Consider the following 22,825-nt stretch of genomic DNA (forward strand, 5'->3'; position numbering starts at 1 on the left):
GCCTCGATGACGACGTCGGCGCCGAAGCCGCCGGTCAGCTCGCGGATCGCCTCGACGGCGTCGGTGTCCTTGGAGTTGACCGTGTGGGTCGCGCCCAGTTTCCTGGCGGTGTCCAGCTTGGCGTCGTCGATGTCCACCGCGATGATCTTCGCCGCGCCCGCCAGGTTCGACCCGACGACCGCCGCGGCCCCGACGCCGCCACAGCCGATGACCGCCACGCTGTCACCGCGTCCGACGTTTCCGGTGTTGATGGCGGCGCCGATGCCGGCCATCACCCCACACCCCAGCAGACCGGCGGCGGCCGCCGACGCGGCCCGGTCGACCTTCGTGCACTGCCCAGCCGCCACCAGGGTCTTCTCCGCGAAGGCGCCGATGCCCAGCGCCGGCGACAGCTCGGTGCCGTCGGTCAAGGTCATCTTCTGCTTCGCGTTGTGGGTGCTGAAGCAGTACCACGGGCGTCCGCGCAGACAGGCCCGGCACTGTCCGCAGACGGCACGCCAGTTGAGGATGACGAAGTCACCGGGGGCGACATCGGTGACCCCCTCCCCCACCGACTCCACGACGCCCGCGGCCTCGTGGCCCAGCAGGAAGGGGAACTCGTCGTTGATACCGCCTTCCCGATAGTGCAGATCGGTGTGGCAGACCCCGCAGGCCTCGATCTTCACCAGCGCCTCACCCGGGCCGGGGTCGGGCACGATGATCGTTTCCAGGCTGACAGGGGCACCCTTGCCCCGCGCGACGACAGCACGGACCTGGTGAGCCATGGCCACTCCTCGGCAGTAACGAGATCGGCAGTAACGAGACCTGAGTCTGGCGTTGCTTATCGCGGTACGCATCGCACGTACCGCAACACAGCATCGTGGAGCGCCGACCGGGGGTCAAGAAGTTCCACGGTCATCGGCGCTGCTCCGGATCTACGCGTTCCGCTCCTCGTCGGGGAGAGCCTGCTCGGCCCAGATGGTCTTGCCCGTGCGGGTGTGGCGGCTCCCCCAGCGTTGGGTGAGCTGGGCGACGAGCAGGAGACCGCGGCCGCCTTCGTCGAAGGCACGGGCCCGACGCATGTGCGGAGCGGTACTGCTGGAGTCCGAGACTTCGCAGATGAGCGTGGTCTCGCGGATCAGCCGCAGCTGGATCGGGGCCCCGCCGTAGCGGATGGCATTGGTGACCAGCTCGCTCACGATGAGCTCGGTGACGAAGGAGACCTCCTCCAGTCGCCAGGCGGCCAGTTGCCGGCAGGCCAGCTTGCGGGCATGGCCGACGAACGCGGGGTCGGCGGGAATGTCCCAGGTGGCGACCCGGTCGGCGTCCAACGCCCGGGTCCGGGCCAGGAGCAGGGCGACGTCATCGACGGGCCGGTCCGTCAGCAGGCTCCCCATGACTCCGTCACAGGTCTCCTCCAGGGGACGGCCCGTGCCGCGGAGAGCCTGGCGCAGCCGAGCGAGTCCGTCGTCCAGGTCACGGTCGGGTGCCTGGACCAGGCCGTCGGTGTAGAAGGCGAACACGCTGCCCTCGGGGACGTCGAACTCCGCGGTTTCGAAGGGCAGACCGCCCACCCCCAGCGGCGGCCCGATCGGCAGGTCGAGGAATTCGGCCTCGCCGTCCGGGGCGATCAGGGCCGGTGGCGGGTGGCCGGCCCTGGCCATGGAGCAGCGGCGCGAGACGGGGTCGTAGACGGCATACAGGCAGGTGGCCCCGATCTCGCCCGGGCTCTCCGCGTCGGCGTCCTCGGCCTCGTCCGCCGTCCGCTCGGAGTCCAGGCGCAGGACGATGTCGTCGAGCTGGGTGAGCAGCTCGTCCGGCGCCAGGTCTACGTCGGCCAGTGTGCGTACGGCCGTGCGGAGCCGGCCCATGGTGGCGGACGCCTGCACGCCGTGGCCGACGACATCGCCCACGACGAGCCCCACTCTGGCTCCGGACAAGGGGATGACGTCGAACCAGTCGCCACCGATCCCGGCGCGCGTGCTGGCCGGCTGGTAGCGGGAGGCGACCTCGACGGCGGCCTGCCGGGGTGCTCGGTGGGGAAGGAGGCTGCGTTGCAGTTCGAGGGCGATGGCGCGTTCGCGGGTGTAGCGGCGGGCGTTGTCGACACACACCGCGGCGCGGGCGGCGAGTTCCTCGGCCAACAGCAGATCGTCCTCGCCGAAGGGCTCAGCCGTGCGGTGGCGGGAGAGGATCGACAGGCCGAGGGTGATGCCGCGGGCTCGCAGGGGCACGGCAATCATCGAGTGGATGCCATGGATCTCGATGCTGCGGGCACGCTCCCGTGAGCCCGCCGCCCACAGCTGCGCGGTGATGTCGTCGACCTCGTAGAGCAGGGCGCGGCCGGTGGTCAGCGCGCGGCCCGGCGGCGACCCCTCGACGTAGGTGTGCCTGCTCCCGACCGGGATCACGGCCTCGGGGCAGCCTTCCAGCACGGACTGGTGAGCGGTGCGGCGAAAGACGAGGGCATCGGCACCGGGCGCGGGAGCCGCTTCCTCACCGGCCAGTACCGAGTCGAGCAGGTCCACGATGACGAAGTCGGCGAGATGATCCGTGCACACCTCGGCGAGTTCCTCGGCGGTGCGCGTCACATCCAGGGTGGAGCCGATCCGGTTGCCGGACTCGTTGAGCATGCTCAGACGTCGGCGGGCGAGGAACTGCTCCGTGCTGTCGATCGCGGCCAGGCACATGCCCCGCACCTCGCCGGTGCCGTCCTTCAACGGGCTGAGGGAGACCAGCCAGGCATGTTCACGGGCCTCGCCCGGCGCGCGCAGCCAGGCCTCGTACGGCACCGGCTCACCCGTCCGCAGTACGCGCCGCACCGCGTCGTCGAGCCCCTCGAAGCCCGGGAGCCGTCGCAGTCCGTCGACCGACTCCCCCACCCGTCGACCGAGCAGGTCCTTCTGCGGCCTGCCCATCACCCCTTCCATCGCGGAGTTCGCGGACACCGCGAGTCCGTCCTGATCGAAGAGCGCGATCGGCACGGGGAGCTGGTCCAGGGCCCATCGCCGGAGCCGCAGGGCCGGCTCCGGCACCGTGGCCGTCAGAAACCACTGGCCCTCCCCCGCCGAGTCCAGCAGCGGATGGGCCTCCAGCTCCAGTTCCACGTCGTGACCGTCCCGGTGCCGCGCGCGTACGGGGCCGCGCCAGTCGGCCGGCTCGGCGAGACGGCTCCGGGCCGAGGCCGGAAGGGCATCGGCCAGCAGGTCGGCCGCCTTGCGGCCGACCACCTCGCCGTGCTCGTATCCGAGCACCCGTCGGGCGCCGGCACTCCACGCGGTGACCAGCCCCCTGGCGTCGACCGCGGCCGAGGCGACACCGTGCTCGCCCATCGTTCCTTCTCTCCGTACGTCCGGAGCCGTCGTCCATGGGCTCACAGATCGACTGCAAGGCACTGCTTTCAGGGTTCATTGTGCGCCGGGCACGCCGCACATCGCGCGAACTGCGCGGATCCGATGCGCCCCTCCTGCCACGAGTGAGCAGCCGTACGGTGCGGTGCTTGGGCATGGAGCGCAGGGCGTCGACGCGGGGGCGGGTGAGGATACGGGGGGCGACCTGCTCGCGGGCCCCCTGGGCGCGGGGCAGCGAGCCGGGGTAGTGCACGCGGACCTGACGGCCCACGAAGAGGATGCCGTTGGCCGGCCGAGCACGGCCGAAGGGCCCCGCACCGGTCGCGCTGCGGCGCAGGCGGTCGAACGACCCGGCCTTCGGCGCAGACGCGGGGACTGCACGCGTTGGATCGGATCGCCGCTCGATCGGATCGCCGCTCGTGCCGGAGGGACAGGACAGCCGTGACGCCCGCAGTGCGGGCGGCCGACTCGGGCGGCCGGCAAGACAGTGGGCCCGCCCGGCTAAGCGTGGTCGTGGAGACCGCCGTGTGGGCGAGGGTACGGGGCCGTTGTGCGGCCTACGCTCGCCGGGGCCTCATGGAGCAGCGTGTCGTCGGTGAGCGCTTCCACCATGAACGGCGCGACGTCCACCCTCCCCGGTCACGTGGCCCCCGGAGGCAGAGACTGTCAGAGGCGTCCCCCCGTCGCCCACCTGGCAACCACCAGCAGCAGGATCGTCCGCCGATCCGTGGTGAGGCAACACGTGCCCGGCCGTACGAAGGCATGATGGCTTTGCTGGCACGGCACCACGGCACCACGGCCGCCACGCGGCGCGGCCGCCGCGAGGCTTCGGGCGGATGACGCGGCAGTACGTCGGCTGTACATGCATCTCAACGCTCCTGCCGTACAGCAGGTCAGTGGTCCATCGCAGTCGGCCCTGGCCGGTCGGCCGCCGTGGAGGCTGGTCGCCGAGTCGGCCGGGCGACGGGAGAGTGGGGAAACCTTGGCAGAGTCGGGGCACGGGCCGGTGGTGGCGGCGCGGGGGCGGCGTCCTCGCGGTCTGTTCGTCGGGTTGTGCACGCTGGATGTGATTCAGCTCGTCGACCATGTTCCGGGTGCCGACGAGAAGCTGACGGCTCGCGAGCAGGTCGTGGCCGCAGGCGGACCGGCCGCGAACGCGGCCGTCACGTTCGCCCACCTGGGCGGCGCGGCCACGCTGCTCACCTCGATCGGCCGCCATCCGCTGGGAAGCGCTGTCGCTGCGGACCTGGAGCGGCTGGGTGTGACCGTGGTGGACCTGACGGCCGACTCGGTCGAGCCGCCCGCTGTGTCGTCCGTTCTGGTGACCGCGTCCAGCGGGGACCGTGCCGTCGCCTCGACCAATGCGACGGGGTACCGGCTCGCCCCGCCCAACGATCTCGACGCGTTGGTGGCGGCCTGCGACATCGTCGAATTCGACGGCCACCACATGGAGTTGGCCGTGGCCGCCGCCCGCGCGGCACGTGCCGCCGGCCATCGGACCGTCCTCGACGCGGGCAGTTGGAAGGCCGGCACGGAGAAGCTGCTGCCGTCGGTCGACGTGGCCGTCTGCTCAAACGCCTTCCACCCGCCCGGCACGAACACGCCGACGAGCACGCCGACGGACACCCTGCGGTTCCTGCGGGATCACGGGGCCGGCTGGTCGGCGGTCAGCCGGGGCGGGCAGCCCATCGTGTGGGCGGGCCCCGACAGCGGGGGCACGGTGGATGTGCCTGCCGTACGGGTCGCGGACACGCTGGGCGCGGGTGACGTCCTGCACGGGGCGCTCGCCCATCGGCTCGCAATGCAGGACGACTTGACGTCGCAGGGCTTCGTCGAGGCCCTGCGCGGTGCGGCCGTGGTGGCCTCGCGGGCGTGTGCTTCGTTCGGAACTCGGGCGTGGATGCGGGGAGGGTGAGCCGACGTACAGTCGCCGTACAGTCGATTCATCGGAGCTATCCAAGCTCAGTAACGCCTCATTGCCACCTCGTTGACGCATGCTCACCCTGTCTCTATGTTTCATCGCGGTATAGCTCCGATGATTCGCGTGAGCCTGTTTGGAGGCACCATGCCCTCTCCCTTCGCGCCCGATCCGTCCAGACGTACCGTTCTCGCCACTGGATCCGCCATGGGCGGCGTCCTACTGACTTCGGGTCTGCCCACGCGGGCCACCGCGGCCGACCAGGCCGCGGCCGAGGCCGCCGCGACCTCCGCCGACCCCTGGCGCACTGTCCTCGACGACGCCGACCTGGTCTGGCGGCGGATGCCGGCGACCTGGTACGAAGGCCCGTTCCTCGGCAACGGTTTCCTCGGTTCCGGGATATACGCCGAGCCGGGCGCCGCGTCGACGGCCGTCCGCTTCAACATCCAGCACTCCGAAGTACAGGACCACCGGCCCGAGTTCGGCTCGCTGTTCGGTCTGGCCCGGCTGCCGATCGGATACTTCACGCTGGAGCCGGTGGGCGCGATCACCGGCCTGGACTGGCGATTGTCGCTGCGGGACGCCGAGTTGACCGGCACGCTCACCACGGAAAGGGGCACGCTGTCCCTGCGGGCGCTCGTCCACAACGACCGCTCGGTCCTCGCCGTGGAAGTGACGCCGAGCAAAGGTGAGCGTGACTTCCGCTGGGTGTTCCACCCGGCGGACGCGATCAGTCCGCGGGCCGCTTTCAAGCCGCTGCCGGACGGCTACCGCGGCAACCCGCCCGCCGAGGTCACCGACCACGACGGCGTGACCGCCGCCGTGCAGCCACTGCTGGCCGGCGGGCAGCACGTCACCGCGTGGCGGGAGCGGACCAGGGGCCGGACGCGGACGCTGTACGCGCATGTCGCGCACTCCTATCCGCGGACCACGGCCCTTGGCCGGGCCCTCGCGGCGGTCCGTGCCGCGGACCGACTGCCCTACTCCGCCCTGGCCGCGCCCCACCGCGCATGGTGGCACGCCTACTACCGCAAGAGCTTCCTGTCCGTCCCCGACGCCCGTATCCAGCGCTTCTACTGGATCCAGCTCTACAAGACCGCCGCCGCCGCCCGCCGCGACGCCCCGGTGATGGCGACATGCGGCCCTTGGCTGGAACCGACGCCGTGGCCCAACACCTGGTGGAACCTCAACGCGCAGCTGGAGTACTGGCTGGTCCACGGCTCCAACCACCTCGAACTCGACGCGATCACGCGGGTGTTGAGCGAGTACCGGAGCAACCTCGCCAAGGAGGTGCCGACCCCGTACCGCGCCGACTCTCTCGGCATCCCCCGCACCACCGATCCCAGCCTCGTCAACGGCGCGGCCAGCGCCCTGATGGGGTACGGCGTCGGCATCCCCGGCCAGGATCCGCCGACCCCCGAAGTCGGCAATCTGACTTGGGCGTTGCACAACGTCTGGCTCAGCTACCGGCACACGATGGACAAGTCGATCCTCCGTGACGTCCTGTTCCCGCTGCTGCGCGGGGCGATCAACTACTACCTGCACTTCCTGGAACCCGGCCCGGACGGCAGACTGCACCTGCCCGCCACCTTCTCCCCCGAGTACGGCGGCAACTCACGCGACTGCAACTACGACCTGATGCTCCTGACCTGGGGCTGCCGCACCCTCCTCGAATCCGCCGAACTCCTCGACATCGACGACGCGCTGGCACCCCGCTGGCGTGAGGTGCTGAGGAAGCGAGCGCCGTACCCGACGGACGCGAACGGGTTCATGATCGGCGCGGACATCCCCTTCGCGAAGTCCCATCGCCACTACTCCCACCTCCTCGCGGTCTACCCGCTGTACGAGGTGACCGGCGACTCCCCCGAAGAACGCGCCCTCATCGAGAAGTCGTTGGCGCACTGGGTGGGCTTCGAGGGCGCCCTCCAGGGCTACACCTTCACGGGCGCCGCCTCGATCTCCGCGCTGCTCGGCAGGGGCGAGGACGCGTTGCGGTACCTCGGCGAGCTCATGACCCGCTTCATCAAGCCCAACACCATGTACCAGGAGTCGGGGCCGGTCATCGAGACACCTCTCTCCGCCGCCCAGTCACTGCACGACATGGTGTGCCAGTCGTGGGGCGGCATCATCAGGGTGTTCCCCGCCCTGCCCGCCGCCTGGGGTGACCTGGCGGTGCACGACTTCCGTACGCAGGGCGCCTTCCTGCTCAGCGCGCGCCGCCAGGGTGGCACCACGCGCTGGGTGCGACTCGTCAGCGAGGCGGGCGCCCCCTGCGTGGTGCGGCACGGGATCGTGGGGCCGATCGACGTACGGGACGGGCGGGGCCGCCCCCTCCGGTACTCCGCCGTCGGCGACGGCGCGATCCAAGTCCCCCTGCGCAAGGGCGATTCGGCGCTGATCACCACCGCGGGCGACCGACCCGACCTGACCCTCAGGCCCGTACGCCCGAACGGGGACGCGCCCCGCTGGGGGCTGCCCGGCATCTGAGCCGCGAGGGGGGGGCGGGATCTCAGCCAGTTCACTCACCTGAACCGGGCAGTGAGCCCCTCCCCCCAAAGGTCCACACCAATAAAGGCTGTACTAGCCCTTTCGCCCTCCAGTGCGCCGTGGCATGCTCACCGCTCAGCGCACATCTGAACGTCGTTCATATCCATGAAAGACCATGGGAAGGGCGAACGGGCATGAGAGACGCACACGCGGCCGTCAACGGCCATCAAAATGTCATGAGCATGACCAGGCGTGCGGCACTGGGAAGTGCCATCGCCATAGCAGCCGGTGCCGGTACCGCGGCGGCAGCCGGCTCGGGAACGCGGCCGACCGGTACCCCGCTCCTCTGGCGGGAGTTCACGCGCACGCCCTTCACCCACCCGCAGATCCCGTACATCGGACGGGCAGGTTGCCGCGGCGGGGCGGTCCCCCTCCCCCGGCGCCCCGCTGTCGCCGACGTACGCGATTTCGGCGCCGTGGCGGACGGCACGACCGACTCCGCCCCCGCGATCAACCGTGCCATCGCCGCTGCCGGCAGGGCCGGCGGTGGCACGGTCACCATCCCGCCCGGCACGTTCCGGATCGACGACGTGATCCGCCTGGACCGCTCGAACGTGATCCTCAAGGGGGCGGGCAGCAGCCGTACGACGCTGTACGCGACGAAGAACCTCACCGAGCTGATCGGGACGTACGGATCCCGCTACGGCGGCGACAAGTCGGGCTGGTCATGGGCGGGAGGCCTGATCTGGCTGGCCCCCAAAGCCCGTTGGGCCTCCCTCGTCGCCGCGATCAGGGCGAAGGCGTGGCCCTTCGAGGGATGGACGGGCAACAGACGCGACGAGTGGCGCCCGCTCACCAGGGTCGCTCCGGCCCGGCGGGGCTCCTGGACGATCACGGTGACGGACCCGTCGCCGCTGCGCCCCGGCGCCCTGGTGCTCCTCCGGCTGGCCGACGACGCGGACCACACACTCCTCGAGCACATGTGCGGCGGCGGCCCGGGGCCGGAGGCCTACTTCTGGGACGACAAGACGAAACTGACGTCGTACGTCCCCTACGAGTGGCCCGTGCGGATCGCCCGAGTGCGGGGCCGGAAGGTCACCCTCGAACGCCCGCTCCCGCTCGACGTACGCCCGGAATGGAACCCGCAACTCACCACGCATGTACCGGAGTTGACCGGATCAGGCGTTGAGGGGCTGACGCTGGAGGCGGCGGAGACCCCACAGCAGCCGCATCTGCTGGACAAGGGCCACAACGGGGTCGTGCTCCAGTGCGCGTACGACTGCTGGGTGGACGACGTGACGGTCCGCCATGTCGACAACGGCTTCGGCCTCGTGTCCGCCTCCGCGTGCACCCTACGACGGACACGTGTCACCGGCCGCGGTACCCATCACCCCTACTTCTGCCGCGAGGGGTCGCACGACAACCTCATCGAGGACTTCACGATCGAGGAGCGCACCGGCCCCGCCCCCTCGAACACCCAACTGCACGGCATCAACGTCGAGGGACTCTCCTCGTACAACGTCTGGTCCCGCGGCGACATGCGCATGGGCACCTTCGACAGCCACCGCGGCCTGCCCTTCGCCAACGTCCGCACCGACATCACCCTGAACAACAACGGCCGCCACGGCGGTGACGCGAGCGCCGGTCCTCTGTTCGGCGCCCGCTTCACCCACTGGAACATCCGCGTCACCAACGCCCGCGCGGGACTGGTCAGGATCGACGGCCTGGCACCGTACTCCGCCACCGTCGGCATCGACGAGGTCAGGGAGTTCGACCAGATCGACGTCCCCGACTTCACGGGTGACCTGCATACGCGCCTGGAACTGTACGGCAGCCCGCACGCGGTACGACCGCGCAACCTGCACGCGGCGCAGCGCGCGCTGTAGCACGCGAATCACCGCCCCGCACGTTCACCTACCTGAACGGAGTGGATCGATGAGCGCACTCTCGACAGTGTCACGCCTGGGCGTCCTCCTGGTGGCCTTCGCCGCGTTCGCCGTCGGCGCCGCCGTCCCCACCGCCTCGGCGCGAATGACGGCAGGGACCATGCCCAAGGTCCCGCACACCGCCGTACTGGACGGCGCCCGTCTCCATCAGACCAAGCTCCGCCTGGATCGCGGTGACCGCCAACTGCGGCGAGCTGTGCAGGCGTTGACGTCCCGCGCCGACAAGTGGCTGGGCCAGGGCCCCTGGACGGTCGTCGACAAGCCACGGCCCGCGCCCGGTGGTGACCGCCACGACTACCTCAGCCAGGCTCCGTACTGGTGGCCCTCCAAGCCCCCGACCGCCGACAACCCCTGGGGCTGCCCGTACGTGCAACGCGACGGCGAGCGCAACCCCGAGGTCGACTCCGGCACCGACCGCCGGGACGTCGAGAAGACCTTCGACGCCGCGTACGACCTCTCCCTCGCCTGGTACTACACCGGCGAGAAGCGGTACGCCGAGAAGGCCGGGCAGGTACTGCGCACCTGGTTCCTCGATCCGGCCACGAGGATGAACCCGAACCTGAACCACGCGCAGTTCATCCCCTGCAGGTTCGACGGTCGCGCCATCGGCATCATCGACTTCTCGCAGTCCTTCACCAGCGTCCTCGACGCGCTCGCCCTGCTGGACACCGGCGCCCCGGGCTGGACCAGGACGGACCGCACCGGTATGGCGAAGTGGAACAGCGACTTCCTCGGCTGGCTCAGGAACAGCGACTTCGGCAAGGAGGAGGCCGCCGCGACCAACAACCACGGCACTTTCTACGACATGCAGCTCGCCGCACTCGCCTACGCGACCGGAGACAAGGACCTGGCCCGTCGCACGGTCCTGAGCGTCCGGAGCACGCGCATCGCGGCGCAGATCGCGTCCGACGGCCGCCAGCCGCAGGAGCTGACGCGGACCAGGAGCTGGCACTACTCGACCTTCGCCCTGGTCGCCCACACCCGGCTCGCGGCCGTCGGCCGGCACGTCGGCGTGAATCTGTGGGCGTACCGGGGCCCGGACGGACAGAGCCTGTTCAAGGCCGTGGACTACCTGTTGCCCGCCGCGACAGGATCCGTCGCCTGGCCGCACCAGGAGCTCGGATTCCTCCGGTACGCGGCGACCGACGTGGTCCACGCGGCCGCCGACGCCGGGGATGCGCGTGCGCGACGGGCGGTCCCGTTGCTGGAGGAGCCGCCGGGCGGCGACCTGTGGGCTCTGCGTCCGGCGGTGGAACAACTGGACTCCATCGCGGGCTGATCAGCGCCGGTGCCTGCCCTGGTCCGAGGGCATCCCGCGCAAGCCGTGCGCCGACCGCGTACCTGGCCGTGTGTCGACCGAGCGCCGGCCGTCAGACCGTGGACAGGTCGATCGCCCGGTCGACATCGCGTGGCCGCAGCACGCGCAGGACGCCTTCGAGCAGGTAGTAGTCGGCATACGGAAGGGAGATCTCGATCCCGTCCTCGTTCGGCCGGTTGCGCGTGCAGCGGGCCACTACCGCCTCCGCGCGGGCGGAGTTCCTCGTCAGGCAGGTCTCCGCCAGCGCGGTGAGCAGTCGTAGCGCCACCTCACGGTACGAGCGCCGCCCGGTGGCCGCGGACAGGTCGCGACGTCCGCAGGCCGTGATCGCGCCGGCCGACGCGTCCTTGACGTCGTGGGGCTGGTGCGGCGCACGGTAGTCCCACACGGGGACGTGGTCCGGGGTGAGGGCCCGCACCGCGAAGTCCGCGAGTCTGCGTGCGGTGGCCAGGAACTCGCCGTTCCCGGTCCGCCGGTACATGGTGGTGAATCCGTACAGTCCCCACGCCTGCCCACGCGACCAGCACGACGTGGGGCTGTAGCCCTGCACGGTGTTGGGGCCGATCGGCGCGCCGCTGTCCGGGTCGAAGTCGAACACGTGCGGGGTCGATCCGTCCGGGCGCGGGAACACCCGTTGCGTCGTCTTCGTGTGCTCCACCGCGATGTCCAGGTACTTCGCGTCGCCGGTCTGCCGGCTCGCGAACGCGAGCAGGTCGAGGTTCATCATCGTGTCGATGATGACCCGGCCCTCGTTCCTCTGATCGGTCAGCGCTCCCCACGCGCGGATGAAACGCCCGCGCGGGTTGTACCGCTGGATCAGGGAGTCGGCGGCCCGTAAGGCGCCCGCCCGCCATACGCCGTCGCCCGTGAGCCGCCAGGCGGTGACCCACGACGGGTAGAAGAGGAAGCCGAGGTCGTGCGTGCCCGTGTCGTACTGACGAGGGGCAAGCTTCTCCGCCGACGACAGTGCCCATGAGCGAAACGCGTCGTCCCTGGTGTGCAGCCACGCCATCCACAGCGTTCCGCCCATGGGGCCGCTCCAGACCCCAGCGGTGAATGGCCTTGAGCCGGGCACCGTACGACGCGAGGAAGACCGCCTCGTGACGCTCGGGGATGGCGCCGAGCTCATGCCCACCCTCGGCGTCGGCGATCGGCGTCGGTGGAGGTCTCAGAATGTCGCCTGGATGATCCCTACGGTGCGCACCAGGTGCGGCTCGGAACGGTCGGCGCGGTGGGCGACGGCCAGCTCCACGCCGGCGTCGGCCCCGGCCAGCGGTAGGTAGGCGACGCCGTCGAGCGCCAACGCGGTCACGGGCTCGGGCACGACTGCGACGCCGAGGCCGCCGGCCACGAGCGTGACCAGCGTCGAGGTCTCGCCGACCTCGTGGCGGATGTGCGGCTCGACGCCGGCGTCGCGCAGAAGGCCCAGCACGACGTCGTACATCACCGACCGGCGGTCGGCGGAGTGCACGATCAGGTCGGTACCGGCGAGGTCCGCGGCGCGCAGCCGTGACCGGCGGGCGAGGGGGTGGTCGACCGGTACGGCGACGACGAGCCGGTCTCGGCGCAGGGTGCGCACGGTGAGGGAGAGGTCGGCCACCGGAGGACGCAGCAGCGCGACGTCGATCGCGCCGGTGCGCAGCGCCTCGACCTGGTCGGGCGCGAGCATCTCGCCGCGGAAGGAGAAGTCGACGCCGGGAAGCTCCTTCGAGAGCCGCCGCGAGAGCGCGGGCAGGAGGCTGTACGTCGCCGAGCCCACGCATCCGATCACGAGGTGGCCCACCGCGCCGGCCGCGACGCGCCGGGCGTGGTGGGTGGCCTCGTCGACGTCGGCGAGGATCGCACGCGCCCGATCGAGGTAGGCCCGGCCGGCCTCGGTGAGATCGACACGGCGTGTGGTGCGGTGCAGCAGCTCGACGCCGAGCTCGGCCTCGAGCTGGCGGATCTGCTGGGAGAGCGGCGGCTGGGCCATGTGGAGCCGCTCGGCGGCGCGACCGAAGTGGCGCTCCTCGGCCACCGCCACGAAGTACCGAAGATGACGCAGATCCATATGTCATCCATATCAATCGGCTCGGATATACGTACTTCAGAATATCGTGGCCCGGGACTAGCGTCGCCGCCATGAGTGCTTTCCTCTACGCCGCGACGCGGACGCCGTTCGGCCGCTTCAACGGCGCGCTGGCCGGCGTCCGCCCTGACGACCTCGCTGCCGCCGCTATCACCTCGACGCTCGCCAAGGTGCCGGGCCTCGACCACGCCGCGATCGACGACGTGGTGTGGGGCAACGCCAACGGCGCCGGCGAGGAGAACCGCAACGTCGGCCGCATGGCGGCGCTGCTCGCCGGGCTTCCGGTGAGCGTGCCCGGCACCACGGTCAACCGGCTGTGCGGCTCGAGCCTCGACGCGGCGATGATGGCCGGCCGGATGATCGAGTCCGGCGACGCCGAGGTGGTGTTGACCGGCGGCGTGGAGTCGATGACGCGGGCGCCGTGGGTGCTGCCCAAGTCGGCGAAACCGTTCCCGGTCGGCGACGTCACCGCGGTCTCGACCACGCTCGGCTGGCGGCTGGTCAACCCGCGGATGCCGAAGGAGTGGACGGTCAGTCTCGGTGAGGCCAACGAGCAGCTCCAGGAGCGCTTCGGGATCTCCCGCGAGCGGCAGGACGAGTTCGCCGCCCGCTCCCACCGGCTCGCCCACGAGGCGTGGGAGTCGGGCTTCTACGAGGACCTGGTGGTGCCGGTCGAAGGCGTCGACCTGACCCGCGACGAGGGCATCCGAGCCGGATCCACACCGGAGGTGCTGGCCGGGCTCAAGCCGGTCTTCCGTACGGCGGAGCAGGGCGGCACCATCACGGCGGGCAACGCCAGCCCGCTCAACGACGGTGCCTCCGCGGTGCTGCTGGGCAGCGAGAAGGCCGCGGCCACGATCGGGGCCGACCCGATCGCCCGCATCGCCGGCCGCGGCGTGATGGCGCTGGAGCCGCAGGCCTTCGGCTACGCCCCGGTCGAGGCCGCGGGCCGTGCGCTGGTCCGGGCCGGGATCGGCTGGGACCAGGTGGGCGCGGTCGAGCTCAACGAGGCCTTCGCCGTGCAGTCACTCGCCTGCCTCGACGCGTGGAAGGTCGACCCCGGCATCGTCAACCAGAAGGGCGGCGCCATCGCGATCGGGCACCCGCTGGGCGCCTCGGGCGGTCGCATCCTCGCCACGCTGGCCAAGGTGCTGCGCGAGACGAGGCAGCGCTACGGCGTCGCCGCGATCTGCATCGGGGTCGGGCAGGGGCTGGCCGTCGTACTCGAGAACTGCGACGTGACGGGGGCGGCCGAGTGAGCCGGGCCGAGATCGTCGAAAGCGCCGATGCGGCCGTCGCAGGCATCGAGGACGGGTCCACCGTCCTCGTAGGCGGCTTCGGCCTGGCCGGGATGCCGTTCGATCTGATCGACGCGCTCATCCGGCAGGGTGCGAAGGACCTCACGATCGTGTCCAACAACGCCGGCAACGGCGACGTCGGGCTGGCCGCGCTGCTGGCCGCCGGCCGGGTGCGCAAGGTGCTCTGCTCCTTTCCGCGCCAGGCCGACTCCTGGGTCTTCGACGGCCTCTACCGCGCGGGAAAGGTCGAGCTGGAGGTGGTGCCGCAGGGCAACCTCGCCGAGCGGATGCGCGCGGCCGGTGCCGGCATCGGCGCGTTCTACTGCCCGACCGCGGTCGGCACGCCGCTGGCCGAGGGCAAGGAGGAGCGTGAGATCGACGGTCGGAAGTACCTGCTGGAGTACCCCATCAAGGGCGACTACGCACTGATCGGCGCGCACGTCGCGGATGCGCTGGGCAACCTCGTCTATCGAAAGACCGCCCGCAACTTCGGCCCCGTCATGGCCACGGCCGCGACCACGACCATCGTCCAGGTCGGCGAGGTCGTCGAGCACGGGATGCTCGACCCCGAGGCCATCGTCACCCCGTCCATCTACGTCGACCGGGTCGTCCAGGTGAAGGCCCGTCACTACACCGTGCAGGGGGCACGATGACCACCACGTCAAGCGGTCAGGCGTACGCCGGGGCGCCGAGGAGTGCTGACCGCCGGCTCTCGATGGACGAGCTGGCCGCCGTCATCGCCCGCGACATCCCGGCCGGTGCCTTCGTCAACCTCGGTATCGGGCAGCCCACCAAGATCGCCGACCACCTGCCGGCCGGCTCCGGAGTGGTGCTGCACACCGAGAACGGCATGCTCAACATGGGTCCGAAGGCCGAGGGCGACGCGGTCGACCCCGACCTGACCAACGCCGGCAAGGTCCCGGTGACCGAACTGCCGGGGGCGGCGTACTTCCACCACGCCGACTCCTTCGCGATGATGCGCGGCGGGCACCTCGATGTCTGCGTCCTCGGGGCGTACCAGGTCGCCTTCGACGGCGACCTCGCCAACTGGCACACCGGTAAGCCCGACGACATCCCTGCCGTCGGCGGTGCCATGGACCTCGCCATCGGCGCCAGGGACGTCTACGTGATGATGACGCTCTTCACCCGCTCCGGTGAGCCGAAGCTCGTGCCGCGGTGCACCTACCCGCTCACCGGCGTCGGCTGCGTCAGCCGCGTCTACACGGACTGCGGCGTCTTCGACGTCGGCCCCGACGGCGTACGGATCCGGGAAACGTACGGCGTCAGCGCCCACGAGCTCGCGGAGGCACTCGGCATCACGCTGTCCTAGCTCGGCGAAGGGCGATGTCAGCGCTGCAGCCATGCACTGACGTGGCGTGCATGCTCGCCACACTCGCCACACATCTGCGCAGGCCAGATCCATCGGAGTCCGACGTGAACCCCTACCGTCCTGCGACATGACGACTGCAACAACCAAGCGGCGCGCCTCGATCATCCACGGTGACGGTGCGACTCCTGAAGATCACTGGTTCGGCCGGCTCGCCGAGCAACTCGACACGGACGGCATCCGGACCATGATCGCGGCTCTTCCGAACCCGCAGGACCCGGACCCCGCGCGGTGGCCGGCCGACGTACACGCCTCGTTGGGATCCCCTGACGAGAACCCGATCGTCGTCGCGCACGGTCTGGGCTGTCTGACCGTGCTGCGGTGTCTGCGCTCACTTCCGGGACCTGGCAACTTGGCACCCTCGTGCTGGTCTCCGGATTCGTCGACCCCCTGGCTGCCCTCCCGGAACTGAACACCTACATCGGAGACGGCTGTGACGTGGAGGGCTCAGCGACCACATCGGTCGACTCACGATCCTCAGGTTCGACGCGGACCCGTTCGTTCCGCCCGGTCACACCGACCGTCTTGCCACCCTGCTCGGATTCTCCGCGGAGGTGGTTCCCGGAACCGGTCACTTCCTCGCTTCCGACGGCGTCACTTCGCCGCGCCAGGTCCTTGAAGCCATCACGTCGTAAGGGACGGAGCTCATCCGAGCTCATTCCTCCCACCACGGCTCCACGCCCGCCACGGCGACGAACTCGTGGAAGTCCATGTTGCCGATCTCCAGGTTGCACGCCAACGATCCGACCACGCCGCACGGTAGGAGGGTGGAGTGCCCCGGGGTGTCGTACAGGTCGACGACGGTCAGCGGTCGGCCGGGGTCGGCCCAGGTCCTGGCATCGGCGAGCGCGACCAGCGTGGTGTGGTCCCCGGGTGGGACCAGCGCGGGGACCTGGCCCGGCCCGAGGTCCTCGAAGGTTCGGTCGTCGACGACCAGCGCCTCCAACGGGAAGTGCTCGACATCGATCTCATCCAGGTCCAGGTGCGTGCCGAGCCGGCCGTTCTCGTCGGTGCCGCCGAGTTCGTCGAGCAGCGCGCGCCAGCCTTGCTCATCGTCGAAGGAGGTGCGGACGAGCAGGGTCTGGGTGGTGGAGGGCAGCGCCGGGAAGGACCGGCGCGGGGTCAACGTCGGTGCGGGGAAGGCCGGTTGGCCGCCGTCGCCCTCGTACATGCCATAGCTGTCCATGCCGCGCACCAGGTCGTCGAAGGCGAGCGCGCCGCCCAGCAGAGCGGCGAGAATCCCGCCGAGCCGGGCCGACGGGACCCGGACGCCGCGCCCTGGTATCGCCGCCAGGTCCACCAGCAACGGCCCGTCCCCGCCGTACACCACAGGGATGTCCGCCAGGACGACGACCGGCGGTACGAGGCCGTCGCCCGGGACGAGTGCCGGTACGTTGCCGCCGAGCAGGTTGTCCCATCCGCCTGCTTCGACCAGGCGGAGCCGCACGCCGCTGCCCCCGAGGGCGAGCACGTCGCCTTCCCGTCTGCCTCCGATCTCGTCGAGCAACCCGCCCCACAAGGCCTTGTCGTCCTCGTAGCACGTGCAGATCAACAGCACTTCACCAGGCGCGGGCTGGGGAAGCTCGGGAAAGGACATGACGCTCCTTCGAACGGGCGGCGCGGGGACCAGGACACTAGCCCACCAGTGCCGAGGCCGGAGCACGACTTCGGTTCCACCCCAGCAGGCCGGGGCGGAACCGCGTGCCCGGTCGCGTCGGCCGTACGGCACGGCGTGCGCGGGCCGGTGGAGCGCGGTCGACCGCCTTCGCCACGTCGGCGGTCAACCACCTCCGCCGCGCTACGGGCGCATGCTTCCGAAGCGGCGGCGCGGTTCCGGGGCGCACAGCAGCCAGACGGCGAGCACGGTGGCAAGAACGGCGGCCCAGAGCATGTGGGCATCGTCCCAGCGCGGGTCGCTCGGCGGTACGAACAGCGCGAAGCGGGGTGGAAGGAGAGCTCCGGCCGTGATCGGCAGCACCAGTACGGCGCCCGCCACGGCCGGCCCCGCCACCCGTATCGCGCTGAACCGCACCGACCCCGCGGCCAGAGCGAGCGCCAGCGCGGACAGTGCGCCGGCCTCGACCGTCACCGCCCCCGACGGCAGTGCGGCCCATTGCTCGGGGTCGGCGCCCGCCCATAGGACGGCCAGCACCGCCGCCCACCATGCCGCGGCCGCCGGCAACACGGCGGCCGCACGCAACGCCTGTCGCAGCGGACGCGGCACGGGAGGGACGCCGGTGGTGTGCCGGGCCGGGTCGTCCAGGACGAACCCCATCCCGACCGCCCCGCACAACGCGGCCACCCGCACCAGGTTGACGAGCACCTCCGCCGGGAGGTCCATCGAGAAGAGCACCGGTACGGCGGCGATGGCCAGCCCGAGTCCCCAGCCGGCGGCGAACAGGGTCCACGGCAGCGACCGCACCGTGGGCCGCACCAGGGCCGCCACCACCAGGAGCCGTCGCCTCACGCGCACTGATACTCCCGGTCGTCGGCGGTCTCGGCCGGGGCGGTGACGCCGAGCAGGGTCGCCGCGCGGTCGGTGGTCGTACCGGAGGCGGAGAGCTCCGCCCAGGACGCCTCCACCCTGCGGTCCACCTCCCCCTGGGGCTCGGCGAACAGCTTCTGGACAACGGCGAGTTCACGGCCTCGCAGGGCGATCGCCGTCACCGGAGCCTGAATCACCCCGGGGCTGTTGAAGTTGTCCCCGGTCCTGTCGAACATGGCCTGGCCGTCCCGGGTCGCGCGGACCGCCAGCCAGACCATCAGGACGCCCCGCGCGTCACAGTGCGCGCCCCCGTAGCGCTCGTGCCCCACGACCAGGCCCCGGGCGACGCTCGCGGCGAACTCCAGTTCCCGTTCACCACCCCACGCCGTGGTCGCCGTCAACTCGCCGGGTGCGGCGGGCGAGATCTCCGTGTTGCCCGACGGTCCGTCGAGCGCGGCGACCTTCTGCCGTACGGTCAGTGCCCGCGTCGTCTCCGGATCGCCGGCCAGCGACCGCACCTTGTCCGTCACCCGGGCCCACTCGTCGATCCAGGGCGTGAACTCGGGGAAGGCACAGTACGTCGTCGCCCCGCGTCGCTCGCAGCTCTGCACCGCCGCCGGGTCACGGGTCGCCACCTCTCGCGCCTCGCGCACCGCGTCCGACGGCGCCATGCCCTGGAGGACCACGGCGGTCACGACCGCGCCGAGCGCCCCCAGGGTGGTGGCTCGTACGGCCCGCGTCCGGCCGCCGCTCAACAGCACCGCCCCTGCCGCCACCAGCGCCGCGAGCGCCAGCAGGTACAGCGCGTGCCATGCCGCGGGCCGCCCCAGCAGCTCGGACGGCATCGGCCGGGCGCCCTCGTCGAACAGTACGGGGGCCATCCCGCGCAGCCAGGCCGCGCTCTGCGAGTCGGCGACGAAGACCATGGTGACCGCCAGGAAGGCGACCACGGCCAGCGGTGCCACGAACGCCGACCGCGCGACCCGGCCGAGCAGCACGCCCACGGCCGCGGGCAGGAGGACCAGCAGTGGCCCGGTCGCCAGCTCGGACACCGAACCGTGGCCCACCGCCCCGGGCTTCAGCGCCGCCGCCGTGAACTGCCCGACCACGATCAACGCCCCCACCAGCACCGCCGGCAGCACCGACAGCAGATGCGCGACCGTGCGCCGCCACGGCGGCAGGACCAGCACCCCCAAATACGCGTCCGTGCCCCGCCGGTGTGAGCGCAGCACCGCCAGGTTCACGGCGACCATCACCGCCAGACCCAGCAGCAGTTGTCCCGTCTGTGTCTCGCGGTCGATGTCCTGCAGGACCGGATAGGCGTCTTCCGACTCGCTGCTCGGCCACAGCACGAGCGTCAGGTACGCCACCAGGGCGACCAGCACCAGGGGGTGCAGCAGCAGGCGCCGCGCCTCCACGCGGGCCAGTGCGAGCACCGCCCGCCGACCGCCCTGTACCCGCACCGGCCTCGGCTTCGGTTTCGGCGTGGCGACCTGGGTCCCGGTCATGGCCGTCATGCCGCCACCTCCGCCACCGGGTCGCCGCCGAGCGCCAGCAGATAGCCGTCCTCGAGCGTGGGTTCGACCAGCCGGGCACCCGCGGGCGGGTCCCCGACGTTGCGGAACTCCCCCGTCCCGGTGCGCCAGCCGGCTCTGGCGCCCGGCTGCCGCTCCCCGCTGTTCCACACCCGGCCGGCGGCCACCGCCGTCAGCTCCGCCGCCGTGCCGTCGAACCGCACCCGGCCCTTGTCCATCACCACCACCCGGTGACACAGCATCGCCACGTCCTCCGTCTGATGGGTGGACAGCAGCACCGTCCGGCCCTCGCCGGCCTCCGCGATCAACTCCCGGAACCGCATGCGCTGTTCCGGGTCCAGCCCAACCGTGGGCTCGTCCAGGACCAGGAACCCCGGGTCGCCGACCAGTGCCGCCGCCAACGCCACTCGCTGGCGCATACCGCCGGAGAGTCTCCGGATCCGCTTGCCCCGCACATCCGCGAGACCGACCGCGTCCAGGACCCGGCGGGCCTCGGCGTGCCGGGCCTGCCGGTCCGTCAACTCCTTGAGGATCGCCACGTAGTCGATGAACTCGAAGGCGGTGAAATCCGGATGGAATCCGGGGTTTTGCGGCAGATAGCCCAGAGCCCTTCGTACGTCCTGCCGTCCGCTCACGGTGCTCGGATCGTGCCCGAGGACGGTGAACGCGCCGTTGTCCGGGGGCGTCGCCGTCGCCAGGATCCGCAGCAGCGTCGTCTTGCCCGCGCCGTTCGGCCCGAGCAGGCCCGTGACACCTTCGGCGAGCCGCAGCGTCACCTCGTCCACCGCCCTGGTGCCGCGATAGCTCAGGGTCAGCCCGGCAGCCGAGACCGTGGGTCGTGTCATGACAGCCTCCTGGCTGCGAATCGAAGGGATCGGAAGGAAGGACCGGGAGGACGACCGCTGTCGAAGCGGTCTCGTGCCGCGACCAGCAGCACCGTCGCCACCACCGCGACCGCCGCCGCCGCGCCCTGCCCCTCGGCGGTGAAGGGCAGCGGAGTACCGGACGCCATCAGACGGCTCAGCACCACCAGTGCGGTCCAGCCGACAGCGACCGATGCCGGCGCGAGTACGGGCCCCAGCCGGGGCGTCAACGCGACACCCGTCGAGGTCAGCGCGAGCGCCGGCAGCAGCCAGCCGAGCGCGGCCAGGCCGAACGACGGCAGCGCCAGGCTGGCGAGCCCGCTCAGGGCTGTCGTCGTCGACAGCACGGCGACCGTCCGCACCATCAGCAGGCGGAAGGTGTGCATCGGCGCGATCACGGCCATCTCGTACGTCGGGTCGAGCCCCGGTCCGAACGACACCGCCACCCCGACCAGTGGCAGCAGCGGCGCCGTGGCCAGGAGCATCAGCGGAGACGCGACCAGCCCCACGCCGACCGCGAGCAGCAGGGTGAGCGCCACGGCGCCCAGCCAGGAGCGGCGCAGCACCGGAGTCGCCGCGAGCAGCCGCGCGGTGTGGTCGGCGACCCCCACCCGGATCAGGAGCGACTCGGCGGGGCCGGGCCTCGGGGCGTCCAGTTCGGCGTCCAGGCGGGCCCAGCCCGCGTTGATCTCGGCGGGCGGGACATGGGCCGAGAGCGCGGCCCGGCAGTCGGCGCAGGCCGCGAGATGCGTTTCGACGGACCACAGCCGGGGAGCCGCCAGCGCTCCGTCGGCGTACTCCCGCAGGTCCCCGTCATCGGCGTGCCAACTCATGTCAGCCCTTCCCGCAGTTGCTTCCGGGCGCGCATGGCCCGGGTCTTGACCGTGCCCGGTGGAATGCCCAGCAGGACCGCCGCCTCGCGTGTCGTCAGGCCGTCGATGACCGTGGCCTGCAGCACCGCCCGCAGCTCCGGCGAGAGCCCGGCCAGCGAACCCGCGAGGTCGCCGTGCTGCACCCGGGCCAGCACCTGCTCCTCGGCCGACGCCTCGTCGCGCTGCCGCAGCCGGGCGAGCGCCTGGCGAAGTCGGCCACGGGCTCCGTCGCCCCGCAGCCCGTCCACCAGGCGGCGCGATCCGATCCGCCACAGCCAGCCCGCCACGTCACCTTCGCGCCGATAGCGGGCGGCTCCCCGCCACACGTCGAGAAAGGTCTCCTGGACGACGTCGTCGACCAGCACCGGATCGGCACACCGCCCGCGCAGCCGCAGCACGAGCCACGGTGCGTACCGGCGGTACAGCTCTTCGAACGCTCGACGGTCCCCGTCCGCGACCGCCCGCAACAGCTCGGCGTCGCCCGGACTCCCCCGTTTCATTTCACTCACACACCCTCATCGGACGAGACGTCCCCAACGGTTCACACAGCGCCGGTCGCGTCTGCCCCTGCGTGCTCGAGCCGTCGCGGGGCCCCAGGCGGTCAGTCCCGCGTGCTGTCCTGAAGGACAGAGCCGGCGCAGACGCCATCCGCTTGTCGATCGTGGGGCCGCCCGCTTCTCAGAGTGCCGCATCACGGCTCGTGCTGAGCGTCGAGGTCTACTCGGCGTCGAGCTGGTGGTCGGCCCAGACGTAGCTGTCGGGGAGCAAGTCGGTGACGAGGACGGTCCGGACGCGGTCGTCTTCACCGACGATGACCTTGAGGGCGGGGAAGTAGTCGAGAAGGACCTGACGGCACCGGCCGCACGGGGGGACAACGCCCCGGTCGCGGTCGCCCACCGCGACGATCGTGTCCAGCTCGTAGGTGCCCTGGGCGGCTGCCGCGCCGATGAGGACCAGCTCGGCGCACGGGCCTCCGGTGAAGTGGTAGGCGTTCACCGCCGTGACGATCCGGCCGTCCTTGGCGCGGGCCGCGGCCGCCATGGTGTGGTTGTCGCCCCGGCAGCGAGTGCGAGCGACGTCGGCCGCGGCCCGGATGAGTTCGTGGTCGACGTGAATCATGATGCTTCCGCTCTCATCCCGCCGCGGCAGAGGGACTCGGCTCTCCCCCTCCCGACAAGCGACTCGGCTGCTCCTCGACGTACGGCAAGCCCTGGCCCGTAGCTACCAGATCCAGGGTCGGGTTCTCAAGCACAGGTGGAACCGGCGTAGCCCGCAGACCTGCGGCGAGACCCGCCTCGCCACAGGTCTCGCCACGATAG

The 22,825-nt window shown here is 71.3% G+C and carries 19 protein-coding genes; 8 read left to right on the top strand and 11 right to left on the bottom strand.

Going from position 1 to position 22,825, the window contains the following annotated elements; all coding sequences use genetic code 11:
* Both ACFU53_RS08315 and ACFU53_RS08320 read right to left on the bottom strand, forming a co-directional pair.
* The coding region (locus tag ACFU53_RS08315; RefSeq protein WP_383987553.1) for an alcohol dehydrogenase catalytic domain-containing protein at positions 1 to 764 on the bottom strand (764 nt) is incomplete at its 3' end.
* Between the two features lie 150 nt (positions 765 to 914).
* Entirely contained in the window at positions 915 to 3,311 is a 2,397-nt protein-coding gene (locus tag ACFU53_RS08320) for a SpoIIE family protein phosphatase (protein WP_383987556.1), read from the bottom strand.
* A 1,000-nt stretch (positions 3,312 to 4,311) separates the two neighbouring features.
* On the opposite strand from ACFU53_RS08320, the gene ACFU53_RS08325 reads away from it, so the two are divergent.
* The 4 genes from ACFU53_RS08325 to ACFU53_RS08340 all read left to right on the top strand — a co-directional run bounded on the left by ACFU53_RS08325 (position 4,312) and on the right by ACFU53_RS08340 (position 10,959).
* A complete protein-coding gene (locus ACFU53_RS08325) occupies positions 4,312 to 5,244 on the top strand; it encodes a PfkB family carbohydrate kinase (protein WP_383987559.1) in 933 nt (310 codons plus the stop codon).
* Positions 5,245 to 5,394: 150 nt separating this feature from the next.
* The gene (locus ACFU53_RS08330; protein ID WP_383987562.1) at positions 5,395 to 7,734 is read left to right on the top strand and encodes a Tat pathway signal sequence domain protein; all 2,340 of its coding nucleotides are present in this window, start codon (positions 5,395 to 5,397) and stop codon (positions 7,732 to 7,734) included.
* Positions 7,735 to 7,970: 236 nt separating this feature from the next.
* Positions 7,971 to 9,620 carry a glycosyl hydrolase family 28-related protein gene (locus tag ACFU53_RS08335; protein ID WP_383987564.1) on the top strand — a complete coding sequence of 550 codons (1,650 nt, stop codon included), beginning with the start codon at positions 7,971 to 7,973 and terminating at the stop codon, positions 9,618 to 9,620.
* A gap of 49 nt (positions 9,621 to 9,669) precedes the next feature.
* Positions 9,670 to 10,959, top strand: coding sequence for an alginate lyase family protein (locus ACFU53_RS08340; RefSeq protein ID WP_383987567.1), 1,290 nt, complete (start codon positions 9,670 to 9,672; stop codon positions 10,957 to 10,959).
* 91 nt (positions 10,960 to 11,050) lie between these two features.
* On the opposite strand, the gene ACFU53_RS08345 is transcribed toward ACFU53_RS08340, so the two are convergent.
* Positions 11,051 to 12,028, bottom strand: coding sequence for a glycoside hydrolase family 88 protein (locus ACFU53_RS08345; protein WP_383987570.1), 978 nt, complete (start codon positions 12,026 to 12,028; stop codon positions 11,051 to 11,053).
* 138 nt (positions 12,029 to 12,166) lie between these two features.
* On the bottom strand, positions 12,167 to 13,048 hold the full coding sequence (locus ACFU53_RS08350) for a LysR substrate-binding domain-containing protein (protein ID WP_383987573.1): 882 nt from the start codon (positions 13,046 to 13,048) through the stop codon (positions 12,167 to 12,169).
* 71 nt (positions 13,049 to 13,119) lie between these two features.
* Between ACFU53_RS08350 and ACFU53_RS08355 the strand changes: the two genes are divergently transcribed.
* From ACFU53_RS08355 to ACFU53_RS08370, 4 genes are all read left to right on the top strand, one after another.
* Positions 13,120 to 14,325, top strand: coding sequence for a thiolase family protein (locus ACFU53_RS08355; RefSeq protein ID WP_383987576.1), 1,206 nt, complete (start codon positions 13,120 to 13,122; stop codon positions 14,323 to 14,325).
* Entirely contained in the window at positions 14,322 to 15,017 is a 696-nt protein-coding gene (locus ACFU53_RS08360) for a 3-oxoacid CoA-transferase subunit A (protein ID WP_383987579.1), read from the top strand. Before ACFU53_RS08355 ends, ACFU53_RS08360 begins: the two co-directional genes overlap by 4 nt.
* Positions 15,014 to 15,694, top strand: coding sequence for a 3-oxoacid CoA-transferase subunit B (locus ACFU53_RS08365; protein ID WP_383987582.1), 681 nt, complete (start codon positions 15,014 to 15,016; stop codon positions 15,692 to 15,694). The genes ACFU53_RS08360 and ACFU53_RS08365 overlap by 4 nt, the downstream gene beginning before the upstream one ends.
* A 127-nt stretch (positions 15,695 to 15,821) precedes the next feature.
* Complete coding sequence (locus tag ACFU53_RS08370; protein ID WP_383987585.1) at positions 15,822 to 16,163, top strand: alpha/beta hydrolase; 342 nt, start codon at positions 15,822 to 15,824, stop codon at positions 16,161 to 16,163.
* 243 nt (positions 16,164 to 16,406) lie between these two features.
* Here ACFU53_RS08370 and ACFU53_RS08375 read toward each other — a convergent pair whose 3' ends face one another.
* The 7 genes from ACFU53_RS08375 to ACFU53_RS08405 form a co-directional block, all read right to left on the bottom strand.
* Positions 16,407 to 17,348, bottom strand: coding sequence for a DUF6924 domain-containing protein (locus ACFU53_RS08375; protein ID WP_383987588.1), 942 nt, complete (start codon positions 17,346 to 17,348; stop codon positions 16,407 to 16,409).
* A gap of 201 nt (positions 17,349 to 17,549) precedes the next feature.
* Positions 17,550 to 18,218: an ABC transporter gene (locus ACFU53_RS08380; RefSeq protein WP_383987591.1), complete on the bottom strand. Its 669-nt coding sequence runs from the start codon at positions 18,216 to 18,218 to the stop codon at positions 17,550 to 17,552.
* Positions 18,215 to 19,753, bottom strand: coding sequence for an ABC transporter permease (locus tag ACFU53_RS08385; RefSeq protein ID WP_383987594.1), 1,539 nt, complete (start codon positions 19,751 to 19,753; stop codon positions 18,215 to 18,217). Before ACFU53_RS08385 ends, ACFU53_RS08380 begins: the two co-directional genes overlap by 4 nt.
* Entirely contained in the window at positions 19,750 to 20,616 is an 867-nt protein-coding gene (locus tag ACFU53_RS08390) for an ABC transporter ATP-binding protein (protein WP_383987597.1), read from the bottom strand. Before ACFU53_RS08390 ends, ACFU53_RS08385 begins: the two co-directional genes overlap by 4 nt.
* Positions 20,613 to 21,467, bottom strand: a complete 855-nt coding sequence (locus ACFU53_RS08395) for an anti-sigma factor family protein (RefSeq protein WP_383987600.1) — start codon at positions 21,465 to 21,467, stop codon at positions 20,613 to 20,615. The genes ACFU53_RS08390 and ACFU53_RS08395 overlap by 4 nt, the downstream gene beginning before the upstream one ends.
* Positions 21,464 to 22,006, bottom strand: a complete 543-nt coding sequence (locus ACFU53_RS08400; RefSeq protein WP_383987719.1) for an RNA polymerase sigma factor — start codon at positions 22,004 to 22,006, stop codon at positions 21,464 to 21,466. The genes ACFU53_RS08395 and ACFU53_RS08400 overlap by 4 nt, the downstream gene beginning before the upstream one ends.
* Positions 22,007 to 22,223: 217 nt before the next feature.
* A complete protein-coding gene (locus ACFU53_RS08405; protein WP_383987603.1) occupies positions 22,224 to 22,625 on the bottom strand; it encodes a cytidine deaminase family protein in 402 nt (133 codons plus the stop codon).
* Positions 22,626 to 22,825: the final 200 nt, after the last annotated feature.

The sequence above is a fragment of the Streptomyces sp. NPDC057474 genome (assembly GCF_042802555.1).
GTDB lineage: Bacteria > Actinomycetota > Actinomycetes > Streptomycetales > Streptomycetaceae > Streptomyces.